17 protein-coding genes and 1 tRNA gene are annotated in these 23,574 nt (G+C 68.8%); 1 reads left to right on the top strand and 17 read right to left on the bottom strand.

Going from position 1 to position 23,574, the window contains the following annotated elements:
* Positions 1 to 122 precede the first annotated feature (122 nt).
* The 9 genes from LE190_RS19845 to LE190_RS19805 form a co-directional block, all read right to left on the bottom strand.
* Positions 123 to 572: a hypothetical protein gene (locus LE190_RS19845; RefSeq protein WP_225240321.1), complete on the bottom strand. Its 450-nt coding sequence runs from the start codon at positions 570 to 572 to the stop codon at positions 123 to 125.
* A gap of 129 nt (positions 573 to 701) precedes the next feature.
* Entirely contained in the window at positions 702 to 2,120 is a 1,419-nt protein-coding gene (locus LE190_RS19840; protein ID WP_225240320.1) for a mannose-1-phosphate guanylyltransferase/mannose-6-phosphate isomerase, read from the bottom strand.
* A complete protein-coding gene (locus tag LE190_RS19835; protein WP_224946469.1) occupies positions 2,117 to 3,289 on the bottom strand; it encodes a nucleotidyltransferase family protein in 1,173 nt (390 codons plus the stop codon). The genes LE190_RS19840 and LE190_RS19835 overlap by 4 nt, the downstream gene beginning before the upstream one ends.
* A 24-nt stretch (positions 3,290 to 3,313) precedes the next feature.
* Positions 3,314 to 4,312: a UDP-glucose 4-epimerase GalE gene (gene galE, locus LE190_RS19830; protein ID WP_225240319.1), complete on the bottom strand. Its 999-nt coding sequence runs from the start codon at positions 4,310 to 4,312 to the stop codon at positions 3,314 to 3,316.
* A gap of 315 nt (positions 4,313 to 4,627) precedes the next feature.
* Positions 4,628 to 5,755 carry a non-hydrolyzing UDP-N-acetylglucosamine 2-epimerase gene (gene wecB / locus LE190_RS19825; RefSeq protein ID WP_225240318.1) on the bottom strand — a complete coding sequence of 376 codons (1,128 nt, stop codon included), beginning with the start codon at positions 5,753 to 5,755 and terminating at the stop codon, positions 4,628 to 4,630.
* Between the two features lie 53 nt (positions 5,756 to 5,808).
* Positions 5,809 to 7,773, bottom strand: coding sequence for a heparinase II/III family protein (locus LE190_RS19820; protein WP_225240317.1), 1,965 nt, complete (start codon positions 7,771 to 7,773; stop codon positions 5,809 to 5,811).
* Positions 7,774 to 8,093: 320 nt separating this feature from the next.
* Complete coding sequence (locus LE190_RS19815; protein WP_225240316.1) at positions 8,094 to 8,822, bottom strand: CAAX prenyl protease-related protein; 729 nt, start codon at positions 8,820 to 8,822, stop codon at positions 8,094 to 8,096.
* A gap of 22 nt (positions 8,823 to 8,844) precedes the next feature.
* The gene (locus LE190_RS19810) at positions 8,845 to 10,773 is read right to left on the bottom strand and encodes an ATP-binding cassette domain-containing protein (RefSeq protein ID WP_225240315.1); all 1,929 of its coding nucleotides are present in this window, start codon (positions 10,771 to 10,773) and stop codon (positions 8,845 to 8,847) included.
* A 147-nt stretch (positions 10,774 to 10,920) separates the two neighbouring features.
* Positions 10,921 to 10,995, bottom strand: a tRNA-Arg gene (locus LE190_RS19805).
* A 195-nt stretch (positions 10,996 to 11,190) separates the two neighbouring features.
* Here LE190_RS19805 and LE190_RS21850 point away from each other — a divergent pair.
* On the top strand, positions 11,191 to 12,027 hold the full coding sequence (locus tag LE190_RS21850; RefSeq protein WP_267875345.1) for a PEP-CTERM sorting domain-containing protein: 837 nt from the start codon (positions 11,191 to 11,193) through the stop codon (positions 12,025 to 12,027).
* A gap of 20 nt (positions 12,028 to 12,047) precedes the next feature.
* Here the strand turns inward: LE190_RS21850 and LE190_RS19795 are convergent, their stop codons facing one another.
* From LE190_RS19795 to ggt, 8 genes are all read right to left on the bottom strand, one after another.
* Positions 12,048 to 12,563, bottom strand: a complete 516-nt coding sequence (locus tag LE190_RS19795) for a MarR family winged helix-turn-helix transcriptional regulator (protein ID WP_225240314.1) — start codon at positions 12,561 to 12,563, stop codon at positions 12,048 to 12,050.
* A 7-nt stretch (positions 12,564 to 12,570) separates the two neighbouring features.
* Positions 12,571 to 14,205: an AMP-binding protein gene (locus LE190_RS19790; protein WP_225240313.1), complete on the bottom strand. Its 1,635-nt coding sequence runs from the start codon at positions 14,203 to 14,205 to the stop codon at positions 12,571 to 12,573.
* Between the two features lie 91 nt (positions 14,206 to 14,296).
* Entirely contained in the window at positions 14,297 to 14,968 is a 672-nt protein-coding gene (locus LE190_RS19785; RefSeq protein WP_225240312.1) for a response regulator, read from the bottom strand.
* Positions 14,969 to 15,056: 88 nt separating this feature from the next.
* Positions 15,057 to 19,343, bottom strand: a complete 4,287-nt coding sequence (locus LE190_RS19780) for a two-component regulator propeller domain-containing protein (RefSeq protein ID WP_225240311.1) — start codon at positions 19,341 to 19,343, stop codon at positions 15,057 to 15,059.
* Positions 19,340 to 20,521 (bottom strand): patatin-like phospholipase family protein, encoded by a 1,182-nt coding sequence (locus tag LE190_RS19775; RefSeq protein WP_225240310.1) that lies wholly within the window; start codon positions 20,519 to 20,521, stop codon positions 19,340 to 19,342. The genes LE190_RS19780 and LE190_RS19775 overlap by 4 nt, the downstream gene beginning before the upstream one ends.
* A gap of 91 nt (positions 20,522 to 20,612) precedes the next feature.
* Entirely contained in the window at positions 20,613 to 21,113 is a 501-nt protein-coding gene (locus LE190_RS19770) for a hypothetical protein (RefSeq protein ID WP_225240309.1), read from the bottom strand.
* A 74-nt stretch (positions 21,114 to 21,187) separates the two neighbouring features.
* The gene (locus tag LE190_RS19765) at positions 21,188 to 21,598 is read right to left on the bottom strand and encodes a hypothetical protein (protein ID WP_225240308.1); all 411 of its coding nucleotides are present in this window, start codon (positions 21,596 to 21,598) and stop codon (positions 21,188 to 21,190) included.
* Between the two features lie 188 nt (positions 21,599 to 21,786).
* A complete protein-coding gene (gene ggt, locus LE190_RS19760) occupies positions 21,787 to 23,547 on the bottom strand; it encodes a gamma-glutamyltransferase (RefSeq protein WP_225240328.1) in 1,761 nt (586 codons plus the stop codon).
* Between the last annotated feature and the right edge of the window lie 27 nt (positions 23,548 to 23,574).

Below are 23,574 nucleotides of genomic sequence, written 5' to 3'. Positions count from 1 at the left end.
ATTTGGCGGCAGATGGGATTCCAACCGCCGCCATTGCTTCTCGGTTAGATCAGTTCGGCTCATCTTCATAGCCCTCCCGATCTAATTCTCTCATTCTTCGCCTTCGCTCAGTCAGACAGACCCTAGCGCGGGGCGGGCGAGGACGCGCCGAGCTGGCAGCTGCCGCTGATGCACACGGCGCCCGGATCGGGCAGGTGGCGGCAGATCGACATCATCCCGCCATCCGCCAGCCTGGCTTTGACCTCGGCCCTGTGCTGGCCGGCCAGGGCCAGCAAGGCCTTCTCGTCGGTGCGCGCCTGCGAATAGGGCAGGTAGGCCTGGGGCCCGCCGCAGGCCTGGGCGCCGACCGCCACGGTGCGGCACTGGCTGGATGCGGTACAGGAGGCCGTGCCGATCAGCGCGCGCATGCGCGCCAGCGCGTCGCCGCCGTCCGCGCCCGGGGCCGTGGCCGTGGCCGTGGTCGATACTGGGGCGGTGGCGGGGTTGGCCACTGGTGCCTGGAAACCGCTGTCGCGGGCCTGGAGGGTGCAGGCGCTGCAGCCCAGCATGAGGATGAGGATGAGTGTGCGCATGCCTTCATCTTCCCTCCCCTGCCAGGAAGCGGTCAAGCGAATCCGGGCATGCGTCGCCGGCGCAAAAGAAACTGCCGCATGATTTCTCATGCGGCAGCCCTTGTCGCCTGCGCCGGATCGCCTCGTGTTTCAGGCGCGCTGGTAGATGTCCTCGAAGCGCACGATGTCGTCTTCGCCCAGGTAGCTGCCCGATTGCACCTCGATGAGGTGCAGCGGCAGCCTGCCCGGGTTTTCCAGGCGGTGGGTGACGCCGATCGGGATGTAGGTGGACTCGTTTTCCGACAGCAGGCAGACCTTCTCGCCGCAGGTCACGCGCGCCGTGCCCGACACCACCACCCAATGCTCGGCGCGGTGGTGGTGCATCTGCAGCGACAGCTTCTCGCCCGGCTTGACCGTGATGCGCTTGACCTGGAAGCGGTCGCCCGCATCGATGCCCTCGTAGTGGCCCCAGGGGCGGTACACGCGGGTATGGTGCAGGTGCTCGGTGCGCGCCTTCGACTTCAGGTGGTCGACCACCTGCTTGACGCGCTGGACCTGGTCCTTGTGGGTGACCAGGACCGCATCCTGGGTCTCCACGACCACCAGGTTGTCCACCCCCACCACGGCCACGATGCGCGACTCCGCGCGCACCAGCGAATTGGTGACGCCATCGAGGTAGACGTCGCCGCGCTGGGCATTGCCGTTGGCGTCCTTGGGCTGCACTTCCCACAGCGCCGACCAGGAGCCGACGTCGCTCCAGCCGATGTCCGCCGGGACCACGGCGGCATCGACGGTCTTTTCCATTACCGCGTAGTCGATCGAGTCGGACGGGCTGTCGGTGAAGGCCTTTTCTTCCAGGCGGCAGAAGTCGAGGTCGCGGTAGCCGGTGCTGACCGCCTTCTCGGCCGCCGCCGCGATGGCCGGGGCATGCTTCTCGAGTTCCGCCAGGTAGCGTTCCGCATGGAACATGAACATGCCGCTGTTCCAGTAATAGCCGCCTTCGTCCAGGAAGCCTTGCGCGGTGGCCGCGTCCGGCTTCTCGACGAAGCGCGCCACCCGGTAGCAGTCGCCGCAGTTGGCCACGGCCTCGCCGCGGCGGATGTAGCCGTAGCCGGTTTCCGGGCTCTGCGGGACGATGCCGAAGGTGGCCAGCGCGCCCTGCCCCACCAGGGTCACGGCGCGTTGCACGGCGTCGCGGAAGGCGGCGCCGTTCTCGATCACGTGATCGGCCGGCAGCACCAGCATGATGGCTTCCGGATCGATCGCCTTCAGGTAGTGGGCCGCCGCCGCCACCGCCGGCGCGGTGTTGCGGCCGACCGGTTCAAGCAGGATGCCGAGCGGGGTGATGCCGGCCTCGCGCAGCTGCTCGGCCACCATGAAGCGGTGGTCGTTGCCGCACACGACCAGCGGCGCCATCACTCCCGGCCAGCCGGCCACCCGCAGCGCAGTTTCCTGCAGCATGGTCCTGTCCGCTACCAGCGGTAGCAGCTGCTTGGGCAGCACGGCGCGCGAAAGCGGCCACAGGCGGGTACCGGCGCCGCCGGAGAGGATGACTGGGTAAATGTTCATGCGCTAACTTTCTCGTTGATCGTCTCGATTGCGGTATCGGTGTCGCCGTCCTTGCGCCGCGAGCGGCGGCGGTCGCGGGCATTGAGCCACTCTTCCGAGGAATACTCGGAGGCGTGCTTCATCTCGCCCTGGCGGTCGACACTATAGTCCTTGAAAACTATCATTTCGTGCAATGTTACATCATGCAACACGCGTGTGTACTCGAACAACACGCTGCGCACGATCTCCGCGCCTTCGCAGATATGGCTGCCGTGGCCGATCCAGGTCGGGCCCACGATGCGCGCGCCGGCCTCGATCTTGACGTTGGAACCGATGTACACCGGGCCCTCGATGCTGGTGCCTTCCCAGTCGATGCTGGTGTTCAGGCCGGTCCAGACGCCCGGCTCGATCTGGATGCCGGGCACGTCCATGTGGTTGACTTCGCCGGTCAGCACGGTCTGCAGCACTTCCCAGTAGTCGCTCATGGTGCCGATGTCGAGCCAGTTGAACGGACGGCCCTGGGCATAGAACGGCAGGCCGCGCTCTGCCAGCAGGGGGAACAGTTCGGAACCGATGTCGAACGGCACGCCCGAGGGAATCAGGTCGATGACTTCCGGCTCGAAAATATAAATGCCGGTCGAGATGAAGTTCGACTTGGCTTCCTGTTCGCTCGGCTTTTCCTGGAACTCCGTGATGCGTCCTTCGGCGTCGGTGACCACCACGCCATAGGACGAGACCTTGTCCCACGGTACTTCCTTGGTGATCACGGTGGCCATCGCGCCCTTGCGGCGGTGCTCGAGCAGCGCCGCCTTGAGGTCGAGGTCAATCAGCGCGTCGCCGCACAGGACGATGGTGGTGTCGTCGAAGAAGCCGCCGAATTCCTGGATCTTCTTCATGCCGCCGGCCGAGCCGATCGGTTCCGGGACGACTTCGCCGTCGTCCTTGATGTAGCCCTCGAACGAATAGCCGATCTGGACCCCGAACTGCTCGCCTTCGCCGAAGTATTCCTCGATCTTTTCGTGCAGCCAGCTGACGTTGACCATGATTTCGGTCACGCCGTGCTTCTTGAGGTGTTCGACCAGGTAGGCCATCACGGGCTTGCCCAGCAGGGGGATCATGGGTTTGGGCAGGTCATAGGTCAGCGGGCGTACACGCGTGCCCTTGCCTGCAGCGAGAATCATGGCTTTCATCAGACCGTCCTTTAGATAAATTGTTTATTTCGCCGTGGTTTGGTAGCGCCACACATCGGCGCACATCTGCGCGACATCACGCTCGGCAGTCCAGCCCAGTTCCTCGCGCGCCTTGGCCGGATCCGCGTAGCACTGCGCGACGTCGCCTGGGCGGCGCTCGACGATCTGGTAGGGAATCGGGCGGCCGCAGGCCTGCTCGAAGGCGCGCACCATTTCCAGCACGCTGTTGCCACGGCCAGTGCCGAGGTTGTAGGTGACGATGCCCGGCTCCCTGGCCAGGCGATCGAGGGTCTTGACGTGGCCGATCGCCAGGTCGACCACGTGGATGTAGTCGCGCAGGCCGGTGCCGTCCGGGGTCGGGTAGTCGCCGCCGAACACGGACAGCTTGTCGCGCTGGCCGTTGGCGACTTGCGCGATATACGGCACCAGGTTGTTCGGGATGCCGTTCGGCTCTTCGCCGATCAAGCCGCTTTCATGGGCGCCGACCGGGTTGAAGTAGCGCAGCAGCGCGATGCGCCAGTCAGGCTCGGCCTTGGCCAGGTCGCGCAGGATGTCCTCGATCATCAGCTTGCTGCGGCCGTAAGGGTTGGTGGCCGACAGCGGGAAGTCTTCGCGGATCGGCACCGAGGCCGGGTCGCCGTACACCGTGGCCGAGGACGAGAACACGATGGTCTTCACTCCCGACTTGGCCATGGTCTCGAACAGGATCACGCTGCCGTTGACGTTGTTGTCGTAGTAGCGCAGCGGCTGCGCCACCGATTCGCCGACCGCCTTCAGGCCGGCGAAGTGGATCACGGCGTCGACCTTGTGGGCGCCGAAGATGCGCTCCATGGCGGCGCGGTCGCGGATGTCGGCTTCCTCGAAGACAAAGGCCTTGCCGGTAATGCGCTGCACCCGTTCCCGCACCCGCGCATCCGCGTTGGACAGGTTGTCCACCACGACCACTTCATGGCCGGCGTGCTGCAGTTCGACGACGGTATGCGAGCCGATGTAGCCCATGCCGCCAGTAACCAGGATCTTCATGTCGTTCGCTCTCTTCTGATATGCAAAATGTATTAATTGACTGGCATTCATTGCTGCCGCGTATCACCGCCTTGCCAGCGGCGCGGGGCAAGCCATGCCGCTGCCCGGACCGTCCGCCAGGACGGCCCGCAGGTGGCAGCGCGAGCTCGTGTGTGTTATTGCAGGCGGCTTCTATGGCCGTCCTATCCCTGTCCGGCCCGCCTGCCGGTGGCGGTGCCGGTGCCGCCGTCGGCAACATGTTTTCCTGCGCAGCTTGCGGGCCCGGTCCGGCCCTGGCAAGCCTGCCGTGCGGCCCGCAGCGCGCGGGCGGCGGCCTCAGGCGGCCAGGCTTTCCGGCGCGGCCACGCCCAGTTCGCGCGCCAGCACGGCGACGATGCGCTCTGCGGCGCGGCCGTCCCACAGGTGCGGGCGGCGGCCCTGCTTTCCCTGCCCGGCCAGGATCTTGCGCGCTTCGCGCAGGATGACTTCCGGATCGGTGCCGGCCAGCACGTTCGAGCCCTCGTCCACCGTCACCGGGCGCTCGGTATTCTCGCGGATCGTCACGCAGGGCACGCCAAGCGCTGTCGTTTCCTCCTGCAGGCCGCCGCTGTCGGTCAGCACCACGGCCGCGTCCTTCCACAGGTTGAGGAAGGCCATGTAGGCCTGCGGGCCGGCCAGCGTGACGTTCGGGCCCAGGTCGATGCCGAACTTCTCGATGTTGGCGCGGGTGCGCGGATGCACCGGGAAGATCAGCGGCAGGTCTTGCGCGATCTCCTTCAGCGCGCCGGCGATGCGGGCGAAGGTGGCCGGCTCGTCCACGTTGCTGGGCCGGTGCAGCGTGACCACGCCGTAGCGGCCGCCCGCCTGCGCCGCCTTGAAGGCGCCCGTCTCGAAACCCGAGGTATCGGTGCGCGACAGCTTGTCGGCCTGGTACAGCACGTTGTCCACCATCACATGGCCGACGTAGTGCACGGCGGTGTCGGGCTTGCCCTCGCGGCGCAGGTGTTCCAGCGCCGCCGGCTCGGTGACGAAGAACCAGTCCGAGATGCTGTCGGTGACGAGGCGGTTGATTTCTTCCGGCATGCCCATGTCGCCGCTGCGCAGCCCGGCCTCGACGTGGGCGACCGGGATCGCCAGCTTCTTGGCTACCACCGAGCAGGCCAGCGTGGAATTCACGTCGCCCACCACCAGCACCGCATCCGGGCGCTCGGCAACACACAGTTCCTCGAAACCGACCATGATCTTGGCGGTCTGCTGGGCGTGGCTGCCGCCGCCGGCGGCCATGAACACGTCCGGTTGCGGAATGCCCAGTTCTTCGAAGAACACATCGTTCATCTCGCGGTCGTAGTGCTGGCCGGTATGGATGATCTTGTACGACAGGGCATCCTGGGCCTGCAGGGCGCGCACGATGGGGGCGATCTTCATGAAGTTCGGACGCGCACCGGCAACGAGGTAAATCAGCATTTGGACATTTCCCTTTAATAATAAAAGCTTTATTGCTTATTAATAACTTTTTGCTAATGCAGGAACGTTATTGTAAACCTGCATTCGACCGGAACGGCGGACGATACGGTCGTGATCCTGAGCACGTCGCACGGACGCTTCGATTCATAGGTACGCGAGCACCAGCCGAGCGGCGGGTTCTCGGCCCCGCGCACCAGTTCCAGCTGCAGGTCGGCGCCCGAGGCCTGCAGTTGCAGCACGAAGCGCTTGCCGCGCACCGACAGGCCGTGGCTGGTGAGACGCACGTCGAGTTCGGGGGCGAAATGCCAGAACAGCTCGACCTTGTGCGGCTTGCGCGCCGATACTTCGTCGCGCACGCTCAGGGTGTTGCTGGCGCTGTCGAAGCGCACGCTGCGCATGTGGCGTACCGGGTCGGCCAGGCGGGCATAGCCGTCGTGCGAGCCGCGGAAGTCGAAGTCGCCCGGGCTGCTCGGCATGCGCTCGATGTGCGCCTGCGCCTTGCGCAGCCACATGAAGCGCCCGCCGCTGGTGGACTGGTCGAGGCCGTCGATGCGCACGGTGTTGTGGGCCGAGGTACCGCGGAAATAGTCGCGCCACTTCTGCTCCTGCCAGTAGGAATAGGTACCGGGATCGATCAGGCATTCCTCGCCCGCCACCGACAGGGTCAGGGCCAGCGCGTCGGCATGGCCATGGGCGGCGGTGCCGAGGTAGCCGAGCGGGCCGCAGTCGAGCAGGCCCTTGATTTCGGCATGCTCGCCGAAGTGGCTGCCGAACAGCAGGTAGCCGCCGTCCGGGAAGGCCCAGCCGCTGTCGACTTCGTGCGGATCGCAGTCGGGGCGCGGCCCCGGCAGCGCATGCAGCAGCCAGCGCACGCCGGCATGGCTGTCCGCGGCCGCGCCAAAGACGGTGTCGCCCAGCGCCAGCAGCTGGGCGGCACGCTCGCCGCCGCCGGCGTCCAGGCGGAACACGCGGCCGTCGTCGGCATCGCCCACCGCCGGCAGGTGGCCGCCAACGTCGCGCACCGAGCGCAGGAAGCGCAGCGCGCGCTGCAGCGACGCCCAATAGGGACGCGGGAAAGGCTGGCCGCAGGCCTGCCCCATCAGGCCGGCCACGAACAGGAATTCGCTCGAGAAGATGTGGTAGGCAAAGGCCTGCTCGCGGTTGACGCCGTCGCGCGAGAACTGCAGCACGGCCTCGTGCTCGAGCTCGCGGCGCGCCGTCGCCATCCACTCGGCCGACTCCTTCCAGCAGGGCCAGGTGCTGGCGCCCACGTAAAGGCCGGCCAGTTCGCCGATCAGGTGGTTGTTGGCCGAGGAGTGGCGCGACAGGTTGCGCGCGATGCCCCGGCAATGGGCGTGGATGCTGCCCAGCCAGTCACTGCGCAGCCGCTGTCCGGACTCGCCCTCGAACAGCGGGCTGCTCTCGCCGCCGGCCAGCTGCCACACGAGGCTCCAGTTGATCAGGCGGATACCCAGCTCCAGCGAACTGGTCCAGTTCGGTCCGGTCAGCGGCGGGCACTGCTCGAGCCAGCTGCGCAGCTGCTGCTCGAGCGCATGCAGCCAGCGCAGCTCGCCGCTCACGGCCCAGGCCTGGGCCAGGCGCACCAGGTGCAGGTGGCGGTTCAGCTCCCACACATGCTTGATGTCGCCGACCTGCTCGCGGTCGCCGATGGTGATGTCGCCGGCATACAGCAACGGGGCGGTGACGCCGGTGTCGGGATCGCGGTTCCAGGCGGTGGGCACGCCGACGTCGAAGCGGCGCTCGGCGAACAGGACCACGTGGCCGGCGCAGATGCGCTCGGCGTCGAGCAGCAGCGCTTCGCGTTCCGCCGGATCGAGCGCGGGGGCGCCCTGCACGGCCAGGGTACGCGCGCGCGGCAGCGGAGCCGGGGCGGTACGGCCCGCCATGCGGCGACCCATGCGGGTCGCGGCGGCCTGGCGCACACGGTAGCCCATTTCCGCCACCGACATGCAGCGCAGCCGGTTCACCAGCAAGCCTATCCTCACTGTTGCGTTCATCTCTCTCCCCCGCTTTGCGATTGATTGTGATCGTTCCGCGCCGCCGGCGCCAGCCCGATGGACGACTGCGATCCCCGGTGCATGCAGCCGGCCAGGCAGCGCATACCGCCTTGCCCAGCACGCCAGTTTGCAAAATGCAAATTGTTTTGATAGTACAACAGTGAAATCGCGGCGAAGCGCACGATTCGATGCCTTGCGGACCGATGTGTTGCATCCTGGCTGCGGCCAGCGCAGACTGTTTGTGTACTTTTATACAACAATTCGGCCGAGAATAGCATAGCTCTGGTGTTTTGTTGGCTACGCCGGGAGCGAAATGTGCGCTACCAGAAGGACCAGCTGCCGGTGGCCAGCACCCAGGCCCCGAGCAGGCCGTTGGTCAGGGCGTGGGCGACGACCGGTCCCCACAGGTTACGCTGGCGCATGTACAGCAGGCCGTAGGCGGCCCCGGCCACGATGCCGGCCAGCCACAGGTGGTGTTCGAAGCCGAACAGCAGCACCGAGACGAGGAAACCCTTCAGTCCCACGCGCGCCGGCGCCAGGGCTTCGAAGTCCGACGAATCGACCCAGCGCATGAGGAAGGAGCGCCAGAACAGTTCTTCCATCACGGGCACCACCAGGGCCGCGCCGGCGACGCGCAGGCCGGCCAGCAGCGGGTCGATCCCGCCTGGGCCGCGCGGGTCGTAGCCGGGACTGCTTCCCAACGTCATCCAGGGCGCGTCGAGCTGGATCCAGAGCGCGAACACCAGCGCGCCGGTCGCCAGCGCCGCCAGCAGCTGCGCCGGACCGGGCAGCGGCGCCCGCAGCTCGTGGTAACGGCGCCAGTTGATCGCCAGCAGCAGCGCCACCGTGGCGGCCTGCGCCGGATACAGCCAGCGCAGGCCGGCGCGCTCGAAGCCGGCGCGCTCGAGCATGTCGCCGAGGACGAGGAAAGCCAGGTAGGCGCCGAAAGGAAGGATGCGGGCCCAGGCGGCGCGGCTGAACAGCGGGGCGTCGGCCGCCCGGGCGGATGCGCTGGCGGCCAGGCCGCGGGAGTCGTCGTGTTCGCTCATGCGGTGCTGGCCCCTGCCCGGTTTATTCGCCGCGCGCGCGGGCTTCGATCCGCTCCCAGCGCTCGAGGGCGTCGAGCAGCAGCGCGTCGATCTCGGCGTGGCGCGCGCTCAGGCGGCGCGCTTCGCCCGGGCTCTGCTTGTAGAAATCCGCCGAGTTCAGCTGGGCCGTGATGGCCGACTGCTCATCCTCGAGGGTAGCGATCAGCTGGGGCAGCTCTTCCAGCTCGCGCTGTTCCTTGTAGCTCAGCTTGACCTTCTTGCCAGCACCCTGCGGGTTCGCGGCCGGCTCGCCAGCGGCCTGGGCTTTCTGCGCCGGCTGCGCCGCCTGCGCCTGCTTCGGGGCGCCGGCAGACTCCTGCGCACGCGCGCGCTCCCAGTCGGTATAGCCGCCCACGTATTCGCGCCACAAGCCATTCCCCTCGGCCACGATCACCTGCGTCACGACATTGTCGAGGAAGGTGCGGTCGTGGCTGACCAGGAACACGGTGCCCGTGTATTCCTCGAGCAGTTCCTCGAGCAGTTCCAGGGTCTCGATGTCGAGGTCGTTGGTCGGTTCGTCCAGCACCAGGCAGTTGGCCGGCTTGGCGAACAGGCGGGCCAGCAGCAGGCGGTTGCGTTCGCCGCCGGAGAGCGACTTGACGGGCGAGCGCGCGCGTTCCGGCGCGAACAGGAAGTCGTTCAGGTAGGTCATCACGTGCTTCTTCTGGCCATTGATCTCGACCCAGTCGCTGCCCGGCGAGATGGTGTCGGCCAGGCTCGCCTCCTCGTTGAGCTGGGCGCGCATCTGGTCGAAATAGGCGACATTCAGGCGCGTGCCGAGCTTCACGGAGCCGCTGTCGGCGGTCTCGTCGCCGAGGATGATCTTGAGCAGGGTGGTCTTGCCGGCGCCGTTCGGGCCGATCAGGCCGACCTTGTCGCCGCGCAGGATGGTGCCGGTGAAGTTGCGGACGATGACTTTCTCGCCGTAGGACTTGGAAATGTTGTCCAGGTCGGCGACGATCTTGCCGGAACGCTCGCCGGCGGCGACGTCCAGCCGCACCGTCCCCTGCTGCTCGCGGCGCGCGGCGCGCTGCAGGCGCAGCGCTTCCAGGCGGCGCACACGGCCTTCGTCGCGGGTGCGGCGCGCCTGCACGCCCTTGCGGATCCAGACTTCTTCCTGGGCCAGGAACTTGTCGAACTTGGCGTTTTCGACTTCTTCGTTGGCGAGCAGCTCGCGCTTGCGTTCCTGGTAGGTGGAAAAATTACCCGGGAAGGAAAGCAGGCGGCCACGGTCGAGCTCGATGATGCGCGTGGCGACATTGTCCAGGAAACTGCGGTCGTGGGTGATGAACAGCACCGAGCCGCGGAATTCGCGCAGCAGGCCTTCCAGCCACTTGATCGAGCTGAAGTCGAGGTGGTTGGTCGGCTCGTCCAGCAGCAGCACGTCCGGACCGGACACCAGGGCCACGGCCAGCGCCACGCGCTTCTGCATCCCGCCCGAGAGCGTTCCCATCTTCGCATCGCGCACCAGGCCCAGGCGGTCGAGCGTGGTGTCGACCTTGTGCGCCAGGTTCCAGCCGTCGATCGCATCGAGCTTGAGCTGCAGCTCGTGCATGCGCTCCATCAGCGCCTCGTCGTTGTCGCCGCCGAACTGCCCGGTGAGGGATTCGTACTCGGCCAGCATGGCCTGCTGCTCGCCCATGCCGGCGGCGACGGCGTCGAACACGCTCATGTCCGGGTCGAAGACCGGCTCCTGCTCGACATAGGCGATGGTGACGCCCTGCTGCATGACGAGCAGGCCGTCGTCGAGGCGCGAGCGGCCCGAGATGATCTTCAGCAGCGAAGACTTGCCGGTGCCGTTACGCCCGATCAGGCCCACGCGTTCGCCGGCCTCCAGGGAAAAGTCAGCATGGTCGAGCAGCGCGACGTGGCCGAAGGCCAGTTGCGCGGAAGAGAGGGAAATGACAGCCATGATCCGTGAACCCGCTTGCCGCCGGTCGATGGCGCAAGCGCAAAATGTTGAAAGAAGCGCCCATTGTACCGGGTGGCGGGCATGGACCGGAATTCCGGCGCCGGTGGAGAACTTGAGCGGGAAAGCGTGCCCGGACGGGCGGGAAAATGGTGTCGCCAGCAGGAATCGAACCTGCATCTAAGTCTTAGGAGGACCTTGTACTATCCATTGTACTATGGCGACACGCGTGCCTGCCCCGGATACGGCGTGGTGCAGCCCCTTATTGTACCAGCCAGCTTGCCAAACCCAAACAGTGGCACATTCGCCACTCCCATTTCAAATCTGACGAAATCTCTTTACTTGTCGCTTGGATATTCTTATCCTTGCAACTTGTATTATATAAAAGCAATCTTTATTTCATTTAAACAAACGTCCGCCATGAAGACCTCCCTTTCCCTGCTGTGCTCCCTCCTGCTGAGCGTCCCGATGCTCGCCTCCGCGACGCCGGTAGCCAGCAGCGTCGTCGTCGACCGCCTGATCGGCCAGGTCAAGCTCGGCAATTCCGGCAATGCGACCGAACTGGCGGAACTGAAGCGGCTCACGGGCGACGACACCCTGGTCCTGAGCAGCAAGATTAATGTGAACAGCAGTAATACGGCCCAGGCAGTGGATGGCCTGGCCTCGGCCTGGTTCCTGACCGACCTCGCCGGACCGGGCTACTTCGCCCTGAAATTTGGCACCGGCAACTTGAGCTCGGCCAACACCTTCTATTTCGAGAACCTGGGCGACCTGACCCAGCTGGTGTGGACCAACAGCCAGGTGAACAACCTGACCGGCGACTGCGGCAAAGGTAACTGTAATATCGGACGCCTGAGCCACTACATCACCGCTCCGGCCAAGGCCAAGCCACCGGTCGAGGAAAACCCGGGCGGCGGCACCGGCGGCACCGGTGGCAGCACTGGTAACGACGGCGGCACGGGTGGTGGCAGCGGCACCGGCGGAGGCACGGGCACCGGGACCGGTGGTGGCAGTGGCACTGGCACCGGCGGCGGCGCAGGCACGGGCACGGGCCAGGACCCGCTGGTGCCGGACCCGGGGCAGACCGGTGGCAACGGTGGCAACGGTGGCAGCCACGAGCAGGAGCAGCCGCCGCAGGGCGGCCAGGACGGCGCCGCCGAAGTGCCGGAACCGGGCAGCCTGGCGCTGCTGGGCATGGGCTTGCTGGCCGTGGCCGGCGCGCGCCGCCGCCGCTCGTCCGGCGCGCAGCGCGCTTGAGCGACTGACCGGAAGCCGGACTACGGGGCCGCCGGCCCCTCTTCCACCCGCAGTGTTTCCTTCATCGAGGCCAGCAGCGCAATCAGGCTGGCCTTGTCCTCGGCCGGGAAACCGGCCAGCATCTCGTCGATCCAGCGCTCGTGCACCGCGGCCATCGCGGCGAAGGCGCTGCGCCCGGCCGGTGTCAGGCGCACCGCCCAGGCGCGACGGTCATGCGGATCGGGCACCCGCACCACCAGTTGCTCGCGCTCGAGCTGGTCGGTGATGCCGGTGACGTTGCCGCCGGTGACCATCATGCGCTTCGACAGTTCCCCCATCCGCAAACCATCGGGATGCCGTTCCAGCTGGGCCATCAGGTCGAAGCGCGGCAAGGTGATGCCGAACTGCGCCCGCAGGCGGGTGCGGATCTCGTTCTCGATACGCACCGTGCACGACAGCATGCGCAGCCACAGCTTGAGCGACTGGTGATGATCCCGGGTCAGCCGGCTCGCCAGGTCGAGTTCGACGCCCTGCTCTCCATCCTCGCGTTTGGACATGTTTTCCTCAGACCGCATCGCTGCGGAGTTTAAAGCGTTGCAGTTTACCGGTCTCGGTGCGCGGCAGCTGCTCGCGAAAGCGCACCACACGCGGGTACTTGTACGGCGCGATCCGCGCCTTGACGAATTCCTGCAGCGCCAGCGCGGTCTCGGCGCCCGCCGCCACGCCCGGCTTGAGCACGACATGCGCCTCGACCACCTGGCCACGCTCCTCGTCGGCCCGGCCCACCACTCCGCATTCGGCCACCGCCGGGTGGTGCAGCAGCACTTCCTCGACCTCGGCCCCGGCGATGTTGTAGCCGGCCGAGATGATCATGTCGTCCAGCCGCGAGCAGTAGTGGAAATAGCCGTCTTCGTCCATCTGGTAGGCGTCGCCCGTGATGTTCCAGCCCTCGTGCACGTAGTTGCGCTGGCGCGGATCGTCAAGGTAGCGGCAGCCGGTCGGGCCTTTCACCGCCAGCCGTCCGACCTGGCCCGGACCGAGCCGGCGCCCGTCCTCGTCGAGGATGCAGGCCTGGTAGCCGGGCACCGGCTTGCCGGTCGCGCCGGGACGTACCGCGCTGCCCGCGGCGGAGATGAAAATGTGCAGCATCTCGGTGGCGCCGATCCCGTCGATCATCTCGAGCCCGGTGGCGGCCTTCCAGGCGGCGCGGGTGGCCACCGGCAAGGCTTCGCCGGCCGACACGCTACGGCTCAGGCTGCTCAAGTCGAAGCGGTCCGCCAGCTGCGCCATCTGGCGGTAGAAGGTGGGCGCGGTGAAGCAGACGGTGGCGCGCTGCTCCTGGATCGCCGCCAGCAGGGTTTCCGGGCTGAGCTTCTCGGCCAGCACGGCGCAGGCGCCGACCCGCAGCGGGAACAGCAGCAGGCCGCCGAGGCCGAACGTGAAGGCCAGCGGCGGCGTGCCGATAAAGACATCGTCGGCCTGTGTCGCCAGCGTGTGGCGCGGGAAGCAGTCGCAGATCGCCAGCAGGTCGCGGTGGAAGTGCATGGTGCCCTTCGGCACGCCGGTGGTGCCGGAGGTGAAGCTGATCAGGCAAATGTCGTCGGCTGCAGTGTCGTGCGCGGGATAAGGGCTGTCGTGGGCCGCCATCCGCGCTTCCAGCGATTCCGGCGCATCGTCAGGCACATCAAACAGCAGCAGTGGCAGGCCGCCGGGTTCCATCGCATCGACCTCGGCGCGCAGGCCGGCGGCGCACAGCACGGCGCCGACCCGGGCCCGGCTGGCGATGGTGCCCAGCTCGCGCGCGCGCAGCAGCGGCATGGTCGGCACGGCGATGCAGCCGGCCTTGATCACGGCCAGGATGCAGGCCGCCATCATCGGACAGTTGGCGCCGCGCACCAGTACCCGGCTGCCGCTGGCCAGGCCCAGGTCCTGGCGCAGCACGTGGGCGATGCGGTCGACCCGCGCGCGCAACGCGGCGTAGCTGAGGCGCTCGCGGGTGCCGACCAGGGCGGTACGCCCATCCCAGCCGCGCGCGCTGGCGCCGTCGAGCAGCTCGGCGGCGCTGTTCAGGCGGGCCGGATACTGCAGCTCGGGCAAGTCGAAGCGCAGTTCCGGCCATTCGTCGGGCGGCGGCAGGCTGGCGCGGGCAAAGCCGTCGGTGTAGCCGGACGGCGCGAGTGCTGCGGAAACATCGTTCATGGTCGGTCCCTGTTGGAATTCCAGCAACGCAGCAAAGATGAGCTGTACTTTAAATCTAAAGTAATGTGCCGGCAAGGCCGACCTGGCCGCCTCAGTCGGGAACGTGGGCTTGCTGGCGGCGCACGGCGCCCAGGGCATGGGTCAGCGCGGCCTGGGTGTGCGGCGAGGCTGGCGCCGCGTCGGCCACGTTGGCGGCGGCGGCCGCCGCGCGCAGGCGCGCCGCGCTGTCCGCCAGCCCGAGGGTGGCGCAGCCTTCGGCCAGCTGCAGCAGGCGATCGCGCGAGGGCGGGATGGCGGACCCGGCTTCCTCGAGCTGGCGCTGCAGGCCGCCGAGGTAGGCCTGCAGGCGCTCGCGACCGATGCCGAGGCGGCGCAACACGGCCGCCGGCTCTTCGTCCGGATGCACCAGGCGCGTGAGCTGGGCCCTGACCTGGCCGGCCGCGAAGGGTTTCACGATGTAGCCATCGGCGCCCTGGCGCCCCGCTTCGGCCAGGGTGTCGGCATCCGCGGCGGCCGACACCAGCACGAAGGGCAGCGCGGCCAGCGCGGGCGCGGCGCGCACCCGCGCCAGCAGGCCGAGGCCGTCCAGCCGCGGCATGCGCAGGTCGCAGAACACGATCCCGGGACGCAGGCCGGCTGCCAGCTGGCGCCAGCCATCCTCGCCATCGTCCGCTTCGACGATGTCGTATGCGCCGCAACTGTCGACCAGATGCATCAGCATCATGCGCGCCACCACGTCGTCGTCCACCACCAGCACCTTCATCTCGCCGCGCGTCCTTTTCCTTGCTTTCGGAGGCCCATTATAGGCATAGCGCCGCGCGCGCGGAACATGGCTGCGCGCGCAACGGCCTTCAGGCCGGCAGGAAGGCGTCCAGCCGCTGCTCGAGCGCGGCGTAGCCGGCCAGCAGCGCGTCATGGCGGCCGGCGCCGGCCGCCGCTTCGAGTTCGGCGCACAGCGCGCCAAGCGCATCCTCGCCGAGATAGGCGGCGCTGCCGCGCAGGCCGTGCAGCACGCGTCCGGCCGTTTCCAGGTCGCCGCCCTCCAGCGCCGCCGCCAGCTCGGCGCGGCGGCGCGGCAGGTCGGCCGCGAAGGCCGCGCGCAGGCGCGCGGACAGGCCGGCGCCGGGCGCGGCGGCAGTGGCCGCAGCGGTAGACGGAGCTGGAGCTGGAGCTGGAGCCGGCGCCGGATCCGCGGCGGGCGCCACCTCGAACAGTGCGTCCAGGGTCGCGGCCGACGGCGCCAGGGCGGCCGCCCGGGCCGGCAGCGGCGGCAGCGCGATCCCGCGCGCCAGCTGGCGCTCGATGGCGCGCGCGATCTGCAGGTGCAGGGCCGCCTCGTCGATCGGCTTGGTAAGGAAGCCGTCCATGCCGGCGGCCAGGTAGCGCGCCCGGTCCTCGCCACTGACGTTCGCGGTCAGGGCCACGATCATCAGGTGCGGGTCGAGCACGCGCAACTGCGCGCTGCCGCCGGCGCGGATCAGGCGGGTGGCGGTGGCGCCATCCATCTCCGGCATGCGCCCGTCCATCAGCACCAGGTCGTAGCGGCAACGGGCGCAGGCCGCCAGCGCCTGGGCGCCGTTGTCGACGACGTCGACCGCATGTCCCATCTCCTCGACCAGGGTGCGGGCGATGATCTGGTTGGTGGTGAAGTCCTCGGCACACAGCACGCGCAGGCGGTGGCTGTGCGGCGCGCGCGGCGCGTTTGCCAGGTCGGCCGGCTCGACCCCGTCGGCCAGCGGCAGCAGCACGCTGAAGGTGCTGCCCTTACCCTCCACGCTGTTGACACCGATCGAGCCGCCCATCAGGGCCACCAGCTGGCGGCAGATCGCCAATCCCAGTCCAGTGCCGCCATAGCGGCGCGTGGTGGAGGTATCGGCCTGCTCGAACTTCTGGAACAGGCGCGGCAGCGCGCTGGCCGGAATCCCAATGCCGGTGTCGCGCACGGTAAAGCGCACCATGTGCCAGCCGTCGCCGCGCACCTGCTCGTCCGGGCGGCACGCCACTTCCAGCGCGATGCTGCCGGAGCAGGTGAACTTGAAGGCATTTCCCAGCAGGTTGACCAGCACCTGGCGCAGGCGGGTCGGGTCGCCCAGCACGAAGCGCGGCAGCGCGTCGTCGAACGTCAGGTCGAAGCGGACGCCCTCGATCGCCTGCTCCTCGAACAGGCTGGCCACGCCGCGGATCAGGGCATGCAGGTCGAAGTCGATGTTCTCGATGCTCAGCTTGCCCGCCTCGATCTTGGAAAAATCGAGCAGGTCGTTGATGATCGCCAGCAGCGACTCCGCATTGCCCTGGGCGCGCGCCACCTGTTCGCGGGTGCCGGCGTGCAGGGCCGGGTCGCGCAGGGCGAAGCCGAGCATGCCGATCACGCCGGCCAGCGGGGTGCGCATCTCGTGGCTCATGTTGGCCAGGAACTCGGACTTCTGGCGCGTCGCGTCCTCGGCGCGCTGCTTGGCCTGGCGCAGGAATTCCTCGTTCTCCTGCAGCGCGCGGTAGGCGCGTGCCAGTTCGTTGGACTGCTGGCGCACCCGCCCTTCCTGTTCGCGCAACTCTCCGGTCTGGCGTTCCAGCACGCGGTTCTGCTGCTCGACCTGCTCGGTGCGCAGGCCCACCTGGCGCGCCAGTTCTTCCTTCTGGCGGCGTAGGCCCGACAGGCGCATGCGCAGCGCCGTGTAGCCGAGCGCGACCAGCACCAGCACGGCCACCGCGCGGAACCAGGGCGTGCCCCAGGGCGGCGGTTCGATCGTGATCGCCAGCGCCGCCACCTGTTCGCTCCAGACCCCGTCCTTGTTGGCCGCGCGCAGGCGGAACACATAGGTGCCGGGGTCGAGGTTGGTGTAGGTGGCGAAGCGCTTGCCGGCGTCGCCCTCGATCCAATCGCGGTCGAAGCCGTCCAGGCGGTAGGCGAAGCGGTTGCGCTCGGGGGCGGCGAAGTGCAGGGCCGAGAATTCGAGCGAGAACACCGAGGCGCCCGCCGGCAGGCTCACGGTCTCGGCATGCTCGACCGGTCCCTTGAGCGCGCCCGGCAAGGCTTCCTCGATCGGGCGGTTGAAGATCGTCAGGCCGGTGATCACCGGATGCGGCGCCACGCGGTTGTCGCGGATCGCACGCGGGTCGAAGGCCGTGATGCCGTTGAAGCCGCCGAAGTACAGGGTGCCGTCGGGAGCGCGCGCGGCCGAGGAATCGAAGAAGGCGCCTTCGGTCAGGCCGTCCGCCGCCGTGTAGTTGCGCCAGCGCCGGGTGGCCGGATCGAAGCAGGAAATGCCGCTGGTGCTGCTGACCCACAGGCGGCCGTCGCCGTCTTCCAGGATTGCCGCCAGCGCGTCGTCGAGCAGGCCGTCGCGGCTCGTGTAGCGCACGAAGCGCATCGCGCCGTCGGCCGCCATTACCATGCGGTTCAGGCCCGCCGCGGTGCCGACCCAGATGTCGCCGCGGCTGTCCTCGAACAGCGCATGCACTTCGTCGTGGCTCAGGCTGCCCGCATCGAGCGGGTCGTGGCGGAAGTGGCGGAAACGCCCGGTGCCGCGGTCCATCAGGTCGAGGCCGTCGAAGGTACCGATCCACATGCGGCCGCGCCGGTCCAGCAGCATCGGCCGCACGATGTCGTCCGCCAGGCTGCTGGCGCGGGCCGGGTCGTGGCGCCAGCTGTCCACCTTGCGGCTGCGCTGGTCAAGCCGGTGCAGGCCGCCGCGCGTGGCCACCCACACCGCATCGTCCGGCGTGACCAGCAAGCCGCGCACGTGGTTGGCGTCGGCGTCCCCCGGCAGCACCTGGCGCGTGAAGCGGCCGCTGGCCGGGTCGAAGGCGCTGAGGCCGATGCGGCTGCCGATCCACAGCCGGCCGCTATTGTCGCGCGCCAGCGCCGTGGCCGGGGTGCCGATCGGGCTGTTCGGATTGCGCGGATCGTGGCGGTAGGCGGTGACGGCGCCGCTGGCCGGGTCGAGATGGTTCAGCGCGCTGTTGGTGCCGACCCACAGCTTGTGGCGGCCGCCGGCCGGATCGACCAGCAGCGCGCGCGCCTTGTTGTCGGCCAGCGAAGGGGCCATGCCCGGCACGTCCTCGCGCCGCACGATGCGCGCGAAGCCGCCGCTGCCCAGGTCCACCCGCGACACCCCGGCAAACCAGGTGCCGACCCAGAAGGTGCCGAGGCGGTCGCGGTACAGGGCCGAGACCTGGTTGTCGGCCAGGCTATGGCGGTCGGCCACGACGTGGCGGTGGTTCTCGAAGCTGTCGTCGCCGGCGCGCCAGCGCAGCAGGCCGTTGTCGTGGGTGCCGGCCCAGACCTCGCCGGTGGCGTCGCGGTACAGGGCCGTGATCCACCAGGGACCGACCCCGTCGCGCGGTCCGAAGCGGCGCACGCGCCCGGTCTCCTTGCCGGACAGCGCGTGCCGTTCCAGTCCTCCCAGGCGCCCGACCCACAGGCGCTGGGTGCCGTCCACCATCAGCGCCTGCACCGGGTTGGCGCGCGGGCCCAGGCCGGATGGATGGTGTTCGATCCGGTCGCCGTCCGGCGCCAGGCTGTCCAGCCCGCCGCCGGTGCCGATCCACAGGCGTCCGCTGCCGTCCAGCGCCAGGGCGTTGACGTTGTCGTCGCTCAGGCTGCGTTCGTTGCCGCGCTCGTGGTGCCAGGTGCGAAAGCGGCGCAGCGTGGTGTCGAAGTACTGCAGGCCGTCGTTGGTGCCGATCCACAGCCCGTCACGGCCATCGCCGACGATGGCGTTGATATGGCGGTTGCCGTTGCCGCGCCGCGCCGTCTCGTCCGGCACGAAGAGGGTGAACGACTGGCTGACCGGGTCGTACAGGTTGAGGCCGCCGTCGGTGCCCAGCCACAGCCGGCCATGGCGGTCCAGGTGCAGCACCCGCACCCAGCTGTTCGACAGCGTGCGCGGCTTGCCCGGCACGCTGCGGTAGTTGATCACGCGGTAGCCGTCGAAACGCGACAGGCCGTTCTGGGTGCCGAACCACATGAAGCCGTCGCGGTCCTGCAGCATCGCCAGCACGGTTTCCTGGGCCAGGCCCTCGGCCACCGACAGGTGCTCGAAGCGCAGGCTGGCGCCGGGAATCACGGCCTGGGCGGCCTGAGCGCAGGAGGACAGGACCAGCAGCAGTGCCGCCAGCATGCGGATCAATGCGTTCATGCCGGGAAGAAGTCCAGTACGTCGTCGCGCCGCGCCAGCGTGTCGTGTTCGCCAAGGCGGATCAGTTCGCGCGTGTAGCCGCCTTCGAACAGCAGGTAGGAGGCCAGCGCCGCGCCGCGCGTCTCGAGGGCGCCGATTCCGCCCAGCAGGGTGCGCACCGGGGCCGGCAGGCTGTGCACGTGGCGCAGCGCGATGTCGTCGAGGCGCTCCGACGGTGCGATCACCAGCAGTTCCACGCGCCGCAGCGGCAACGCGGCGCGCGCTTCCGGCGCCATCCGCTCCAGGGTCTGGTTGACGCGCTGCAGGCGCTCGATGTCGGACGCCAGGCTGTCCAGGAAGATCGAGGACAGCGCGTGGCCGGCGATCTGCGCCAGGCTCGGATAGCCCGCGTTGCCGGCCAGGCCGGGCGCGCGCTCGGCGGCGGGCTCGGACATGCGTCCGGCTCCCACCACCAGCACGCGGGTGGCGCCAAGGTGGATCGCCGGCGCGATCGGCGCCAACTGGCGCATCGAGCCGTCGCCGCAGTATTCGCGCCGTCCGCCCAGGTACAGCGGCACGGCCGGGAAGATAAAGGGAATCGCGCTCGAGGCCAGCAGGTGCTCGACGCCGATCTGGGTCGGCAGCGCCAGGCGCTGGTGGCGCAGCCAGGGCGCGATCTCGCGCGCCGCCTGGTAGAAGGTGATGTGGTGGCCGCTGCTGTACGAGGAGGCGGTGACCGCCAGCGCGTGCAGCACCCCGTCGGCCAGCGCCGCATCCAGGCGCGGCAGGTCGAGCGCATGGTGCAGCAGGCCCGCCAGCGGGGTATTGTCGAGCAGGGACTGGGGCGGCGCCGCACGCCACTTGCGCAGCAGCCAGCCGAAGGACAGCAGCGACAGCCAGCGCGCGCCGCTGCGCAGCACGGCCAGCGAATCGGCGCGGTAGACCTGGTGCGCCGACACGCCTTCCCAGACCGCGAGCAGGCCGCGCACGGCGCTGCCGAAATCGTCCGCGCGGCAGGCCAGCGCGGTGGCGTTCAGGGCGCCGGCCGAGGTGCCGCAGATGATGTCGAACGGAGAGCGCAAGGCCGGACGGCCGGCGTCGGCCAGGATGCGGGCGATCGCATGCATCACGCCGGCCTGGTAGGCGGCGCGTGCTCCACCGCCTGTAAGGACCAGGCCTGTTTTTGCTTGACTTTCCACCCGCCAAGCTTAGCAAATGTCGGATACCTCTAGGAAAATAATTACGCTTGGCCCCGGCCTGGACGAGGTGGCAGTTGGTTTTCTCCGACGTTCAGCGCCCCGGCCGGCAGGCCTTGCCTTCGTACTGGTGGCGCTGCAGGACATACGCCTTGCCGTTCCAGCGCTCGACCGGGAAGCAGAAACCGGGGCCGCCCACTTCGATGTCCGGCCAGCCGTCCTTGCCACGGGTGGACAGGAAACTGGCCATGCCGGTGCCGCCCGCGATCTTTTTCCAGCTGCCGTCCGCCTGCCTGGAGACAAGCGCGTAGCCGGCCCCCGCATGGCCGTAGCAGGCGCTGCTGCTTTCGGTGATCAGGGCTTCCGGCCGGCCGTCGCCGTTCAGGTCGCGCACCTCGGCGATCTCGCCCGGCACGTAGGCAGGCGACGGGTCATCGCACTGGCGCCATTGCTTGCCCTGCAGGCTGAAGCCGGCCGCCCTGAAGGCCGCGCCCTGGTCGCGCGCGCTCAGCACGGGCGTGGCGGCGCCGGCGGCGGTACTGGTCAACAACATCGCCGCGAGGACCGCCCGCGGCATCGTCATCGGGGTGTTCATGACCGTTTCCTTTCAACGAGGGGGAACACTGGGCCAGTATGCGCCTGTCCGGCCCGTTACGGTCAAACTTCCACTCAGGTCCGCAAGGCCCTGGCGAAGCCCAGGTAGGCGGAAAACAGCGTCAATCCCATGCTGAGCAGCCACAGGCCATAGCCATACTGGACGCGGAACGCATAATCCCCCGAACTGCCGACCGGGATCTTCTCGTGCAGCAGGAAACTCAAGGCGAACAGGATGGCGAACACCACGCTCACCACCGCCCGCAGGTGCCGGGCGCGCGCCTTGGCAAGCCAGGCATACCACAGCAGTGGATTGGCAAGCCAGGCCAGGTAGCCAAGCGGCAAGCCAACCAGGCCCAGCGCCAGGGCCCCCCAGCCTGGATGCGCGTCGACATGCGTTGCATAGGCCGGGGCTTGCAGGCAGGCCAGGTAGGCCAGGAACGAGGCAGCGAACAGGATGCGTTCGGTGCGGGTAGAACGATGCAAAGCGGTGCTGGTGTCCATTGTGCCTGCCGGGGTCGTCCGGCGACTGTTGCGCGCAAGCAGCGAGTGTAGCGCAGCGCCTGTCGCGGAAAGCCTCACATTCCCACGCCGGCGCAGCGCAGTGCAAGCGGGACCGGCCACGGTCGCGTGGCCCGCTACCGGCGGTCGCGTCCGGCGCGCCGCCCCGCAGATCAGTCGCCCCGGGCCACGCCCTCGCGGCGCGGATCGGCCCCGCCGTACCAGAGCGGCACGCCATGCACCTCGATGCGCTGGATGCCGTGCAGGCCCGAGGTCTGCTCGCCCTGCCGCACCGCGTGCCCGCGCGCCTTCAGGGCCTCGACCGTGGCGGCCGGGAAGCGCCCCGCCTCCAGTTCGGTGGGGCCGTTGCGGCTGCCGAAGTTCGGCAGGTTGACAGCCTGCTGCACGTTCAGGCCCCAGTCGAGGGTGCCGACCAGCACCTTGGCCACGTAATTGATGATGGCCGGACCGCCCGGCGAACCGACCGCCAGCACCAGTTTGCCGCTCTTGCGGTCGAACACGATGGTGGGCGACATTGCGCTGCGCGGGCGCTTGCCGGCTTCGACCCGGTTCGCGATCGGACCGTCGGCGTCACGCGAAGCGAAGGAAAAGTCGGTCAGCTGGTTGTTCAGGATGAAGCCGTCCACCATCTGGCGCGAGCCGAAGGCGTCTTCGACGGTCGTGGTCATGGCCAGGCCCATGCCGTAGCCGTCGACCACCGACAGGTGCGAGGTGGACGGCGTTTCGATGGCATTGTCCTTGCCCCAGTGCCAGGCCACTTCCATGCCGGGCGGCTTGCCGGCCGGCGCCTCGCCCATCGAGCGCGCGCCGACCAGCCGGGCGCGCGTGGCCAGGTAGGTCTTGTCGATCAGGCTGGGCACGCCCTTGCCCGGCAGCGGCACGAAGTCGGTGTCGGCCGCGTAGCGGTTGCGGTCGGCATAGGCCAGGCGCCCTACTTCGCTGAACAGGTGCAGGGCCTCGACGCCCGGCACGCCGTTCATGGGCGCCAGCGCCCGCATGTCGAAGGTCTCGAACATGCCCAGCATCTGGGCCACGGCGATGCCGCCCGAAGACGGCGGCGGCATGCCGCACACGGTGTAGGCGCGGTAGTCGCTGCACACCGGGGTGCGCACTTTCGGCCGGTAGCCGGCGATGTCGGCGGCGCTCAGCAGGCCCGGGTTGCTCGGGTGCCCCGCGACCTTCGCCGCGATATCGCGCGCGATGCGGCCCTGGTAAAAGGCGTCGGCGCCGCCGGCGGCGATCTCGCGCAGGGTCCTGGCCAGCGCCGGGTTCTTCAGGATGTGGCCGACCGGCCAGGGCTGGCCGCCGTTGCCGTAGAAGTAGCGCGCCGCCTCCGGGTCCTTGCGCAGGTGGCGCTCGCCGCTGAGCAGCGCGTGCAGGCGCGGGCTGACCGCGAAGCCTTCCTCGCTGAGGCGGATGGCGGGGGCGAACAGGGCCTTCCACGGCAGCCTGCCATGCTCCTTGTGGGCCAGTTCCAGCATGCGCAGCACGCCCGGCGCGCCGGTCGAACGGCCGCCGACGATGCCCTCGGTACGCGACAGCGGGCTGCCGTCGGGCCGCTGGAACAGGCGCTCGTCGGCCTTCGAGGGCGCGGTTTCGCGGCCGTCGAAGGCCTGGGTCTTGCGGCCGTCGTAGTGGACCAGGAAGGCCCCGCCGCCGATGCCGGAAGACTGCGGCTCGACCAGGGTCAGCACCAGCTGGGTGGCGATGGCGGCATCGATCGCGCTGCCGCCCTGCTTCAGGATCGCGTAGCCGGCGTCCACCGCCAGCGGATTGGCCGCGGCCACCATGAAGGTGCGGGCCGGCCAGCCGGCCTTGTCCTGGTAGCCGCTGGCGGCTTCGGGCGCGCGCTGCAGGACGTCCTGCGCCAGCGCGGAGGGGTTGGCGGCCACGGTGGCGCCGAGGGCCAGCATGAGCGCAAGGGCCACGCGCGGCATCGT

The sequence above is a fragment of the Massilia hydrophila genome, from assembly GCF_020208145.1.
In the GTDB taxonomy this organism is placed as follows: Bacteria; Pseudomonadota; Gammaproteobacteria; order Burkholderiales; family Burkholderiaceae_D; genus Telluria; species Telluria hydrophila.
Note: the sequence above shows the minus strand (reverse complement) of the source record. Positions and strands in the feature narration are given on the sequence as shown.

Bases quoted from the DNA above. Each gene is read 5' to 3' on its own strand.
- LE190_RS19845 (WP_225240321.1), bottom strand. From the start codon at position 572: ATGCGCACACTCATCCTCATCCTCATGCTGGGCTGCAGCGCCTGCACC.
- LE190_RS19840 (WP_225240320.1), bottom strand. From the start codon at position 2,120: ATGAACATTTACCCAGTCATCCTCTCCGGCGGCGCCGGTACCCGCCTG.
- LE190_RS19835 (WP_224946469.1), bottom strand. From the start codon at position 3,289: ATGAAAGCCATGATTCTCGCTGCAGGCAAGGGCACGCGTGTACGCCCG.
- galE (WP_225240319.1), bottom strand. From the start codon at position 4,312: ATGAAGATCCTGGTTACTGGCGGCATGGGCTACATCGGCTCGCATACC.
- wecB (WP_225240318.1), bottom strand. From the start codon at position 5,755: ATGCTGATTTACCTCGTTGCCGGTGCGCGTCCGAACTTCATGAAGATC.
- LE190_RS19820 (WP_225240317.1), bottom strand. From the start codon at position 7,773: ATGAACGCAACAGTGAGGATAGGCTTGCTGGTGAACCGGCTGCGCTGC.
- LE190_RS19815 (WP_225240316.1), bottom strand. From the start codon at position 8,822: ATGAGCGAACACGACGACTCCCGCGGCCTGGCCGCCAGCGCATCCGCC.
- LE190_RS19810 (WP_225240315.1), bottom strand. From the start codon at position 10,773: ATGGCTGTCATTTCCCTCTCTTCCGCGCAACTGGCCTTCGGCCACGTC.
- LE190_RS21850 (WP_267875345.1), top strand. From the start codon at position 11,191: ATGAAGACCTCCCTTTCCCTGCTGTGCTCCCTCCTGCTGAGCGTCCCG.
- LE190_RS19795 (WP_225240314.1), bottom strand. From the start codon at position 12,563: ATGTCCAAACGCGAGGATGGAGAGCAGGGCGTCGAACTCGACCTGGCG.
- LE190_RS19790 (WP_225240313.1), bottom strand. From the start codon at position 14,205: ATGAACGATGTTTCCGCAGCACTCGCGCCGTCCGGCTACACCGACGGC.
- LE190_RS19785 (WP_225240312.1), bottom strand. From the start codon at position 14,968: ATGAAGGTGCTGGTGGTGGACGACGACGTGGTGGCGCGCATGATGCTG.
- LE190_RS19780 (WP_225240311.1), bottom strand. From the start codon at position 19,343: ATGAACGCATTGATCCGCATGCTGGCGGCACTGCTGCTGGTCCTGTCC.
- LE190_RS19770 (WP_225240309.1), bottom strand. From the start codon at position 21,113: ATGAACACCCCGATGACGATGCCGCGGGCGGTCCTCGCGGCGATGTTG.
- ggt (WP_225240328.1), bottom strand. From the start codon at position 23,547: ATGCTGGCCCTCGGCGCCACCGTGGCCGCCAACCCCTCCGCGCTGGCG.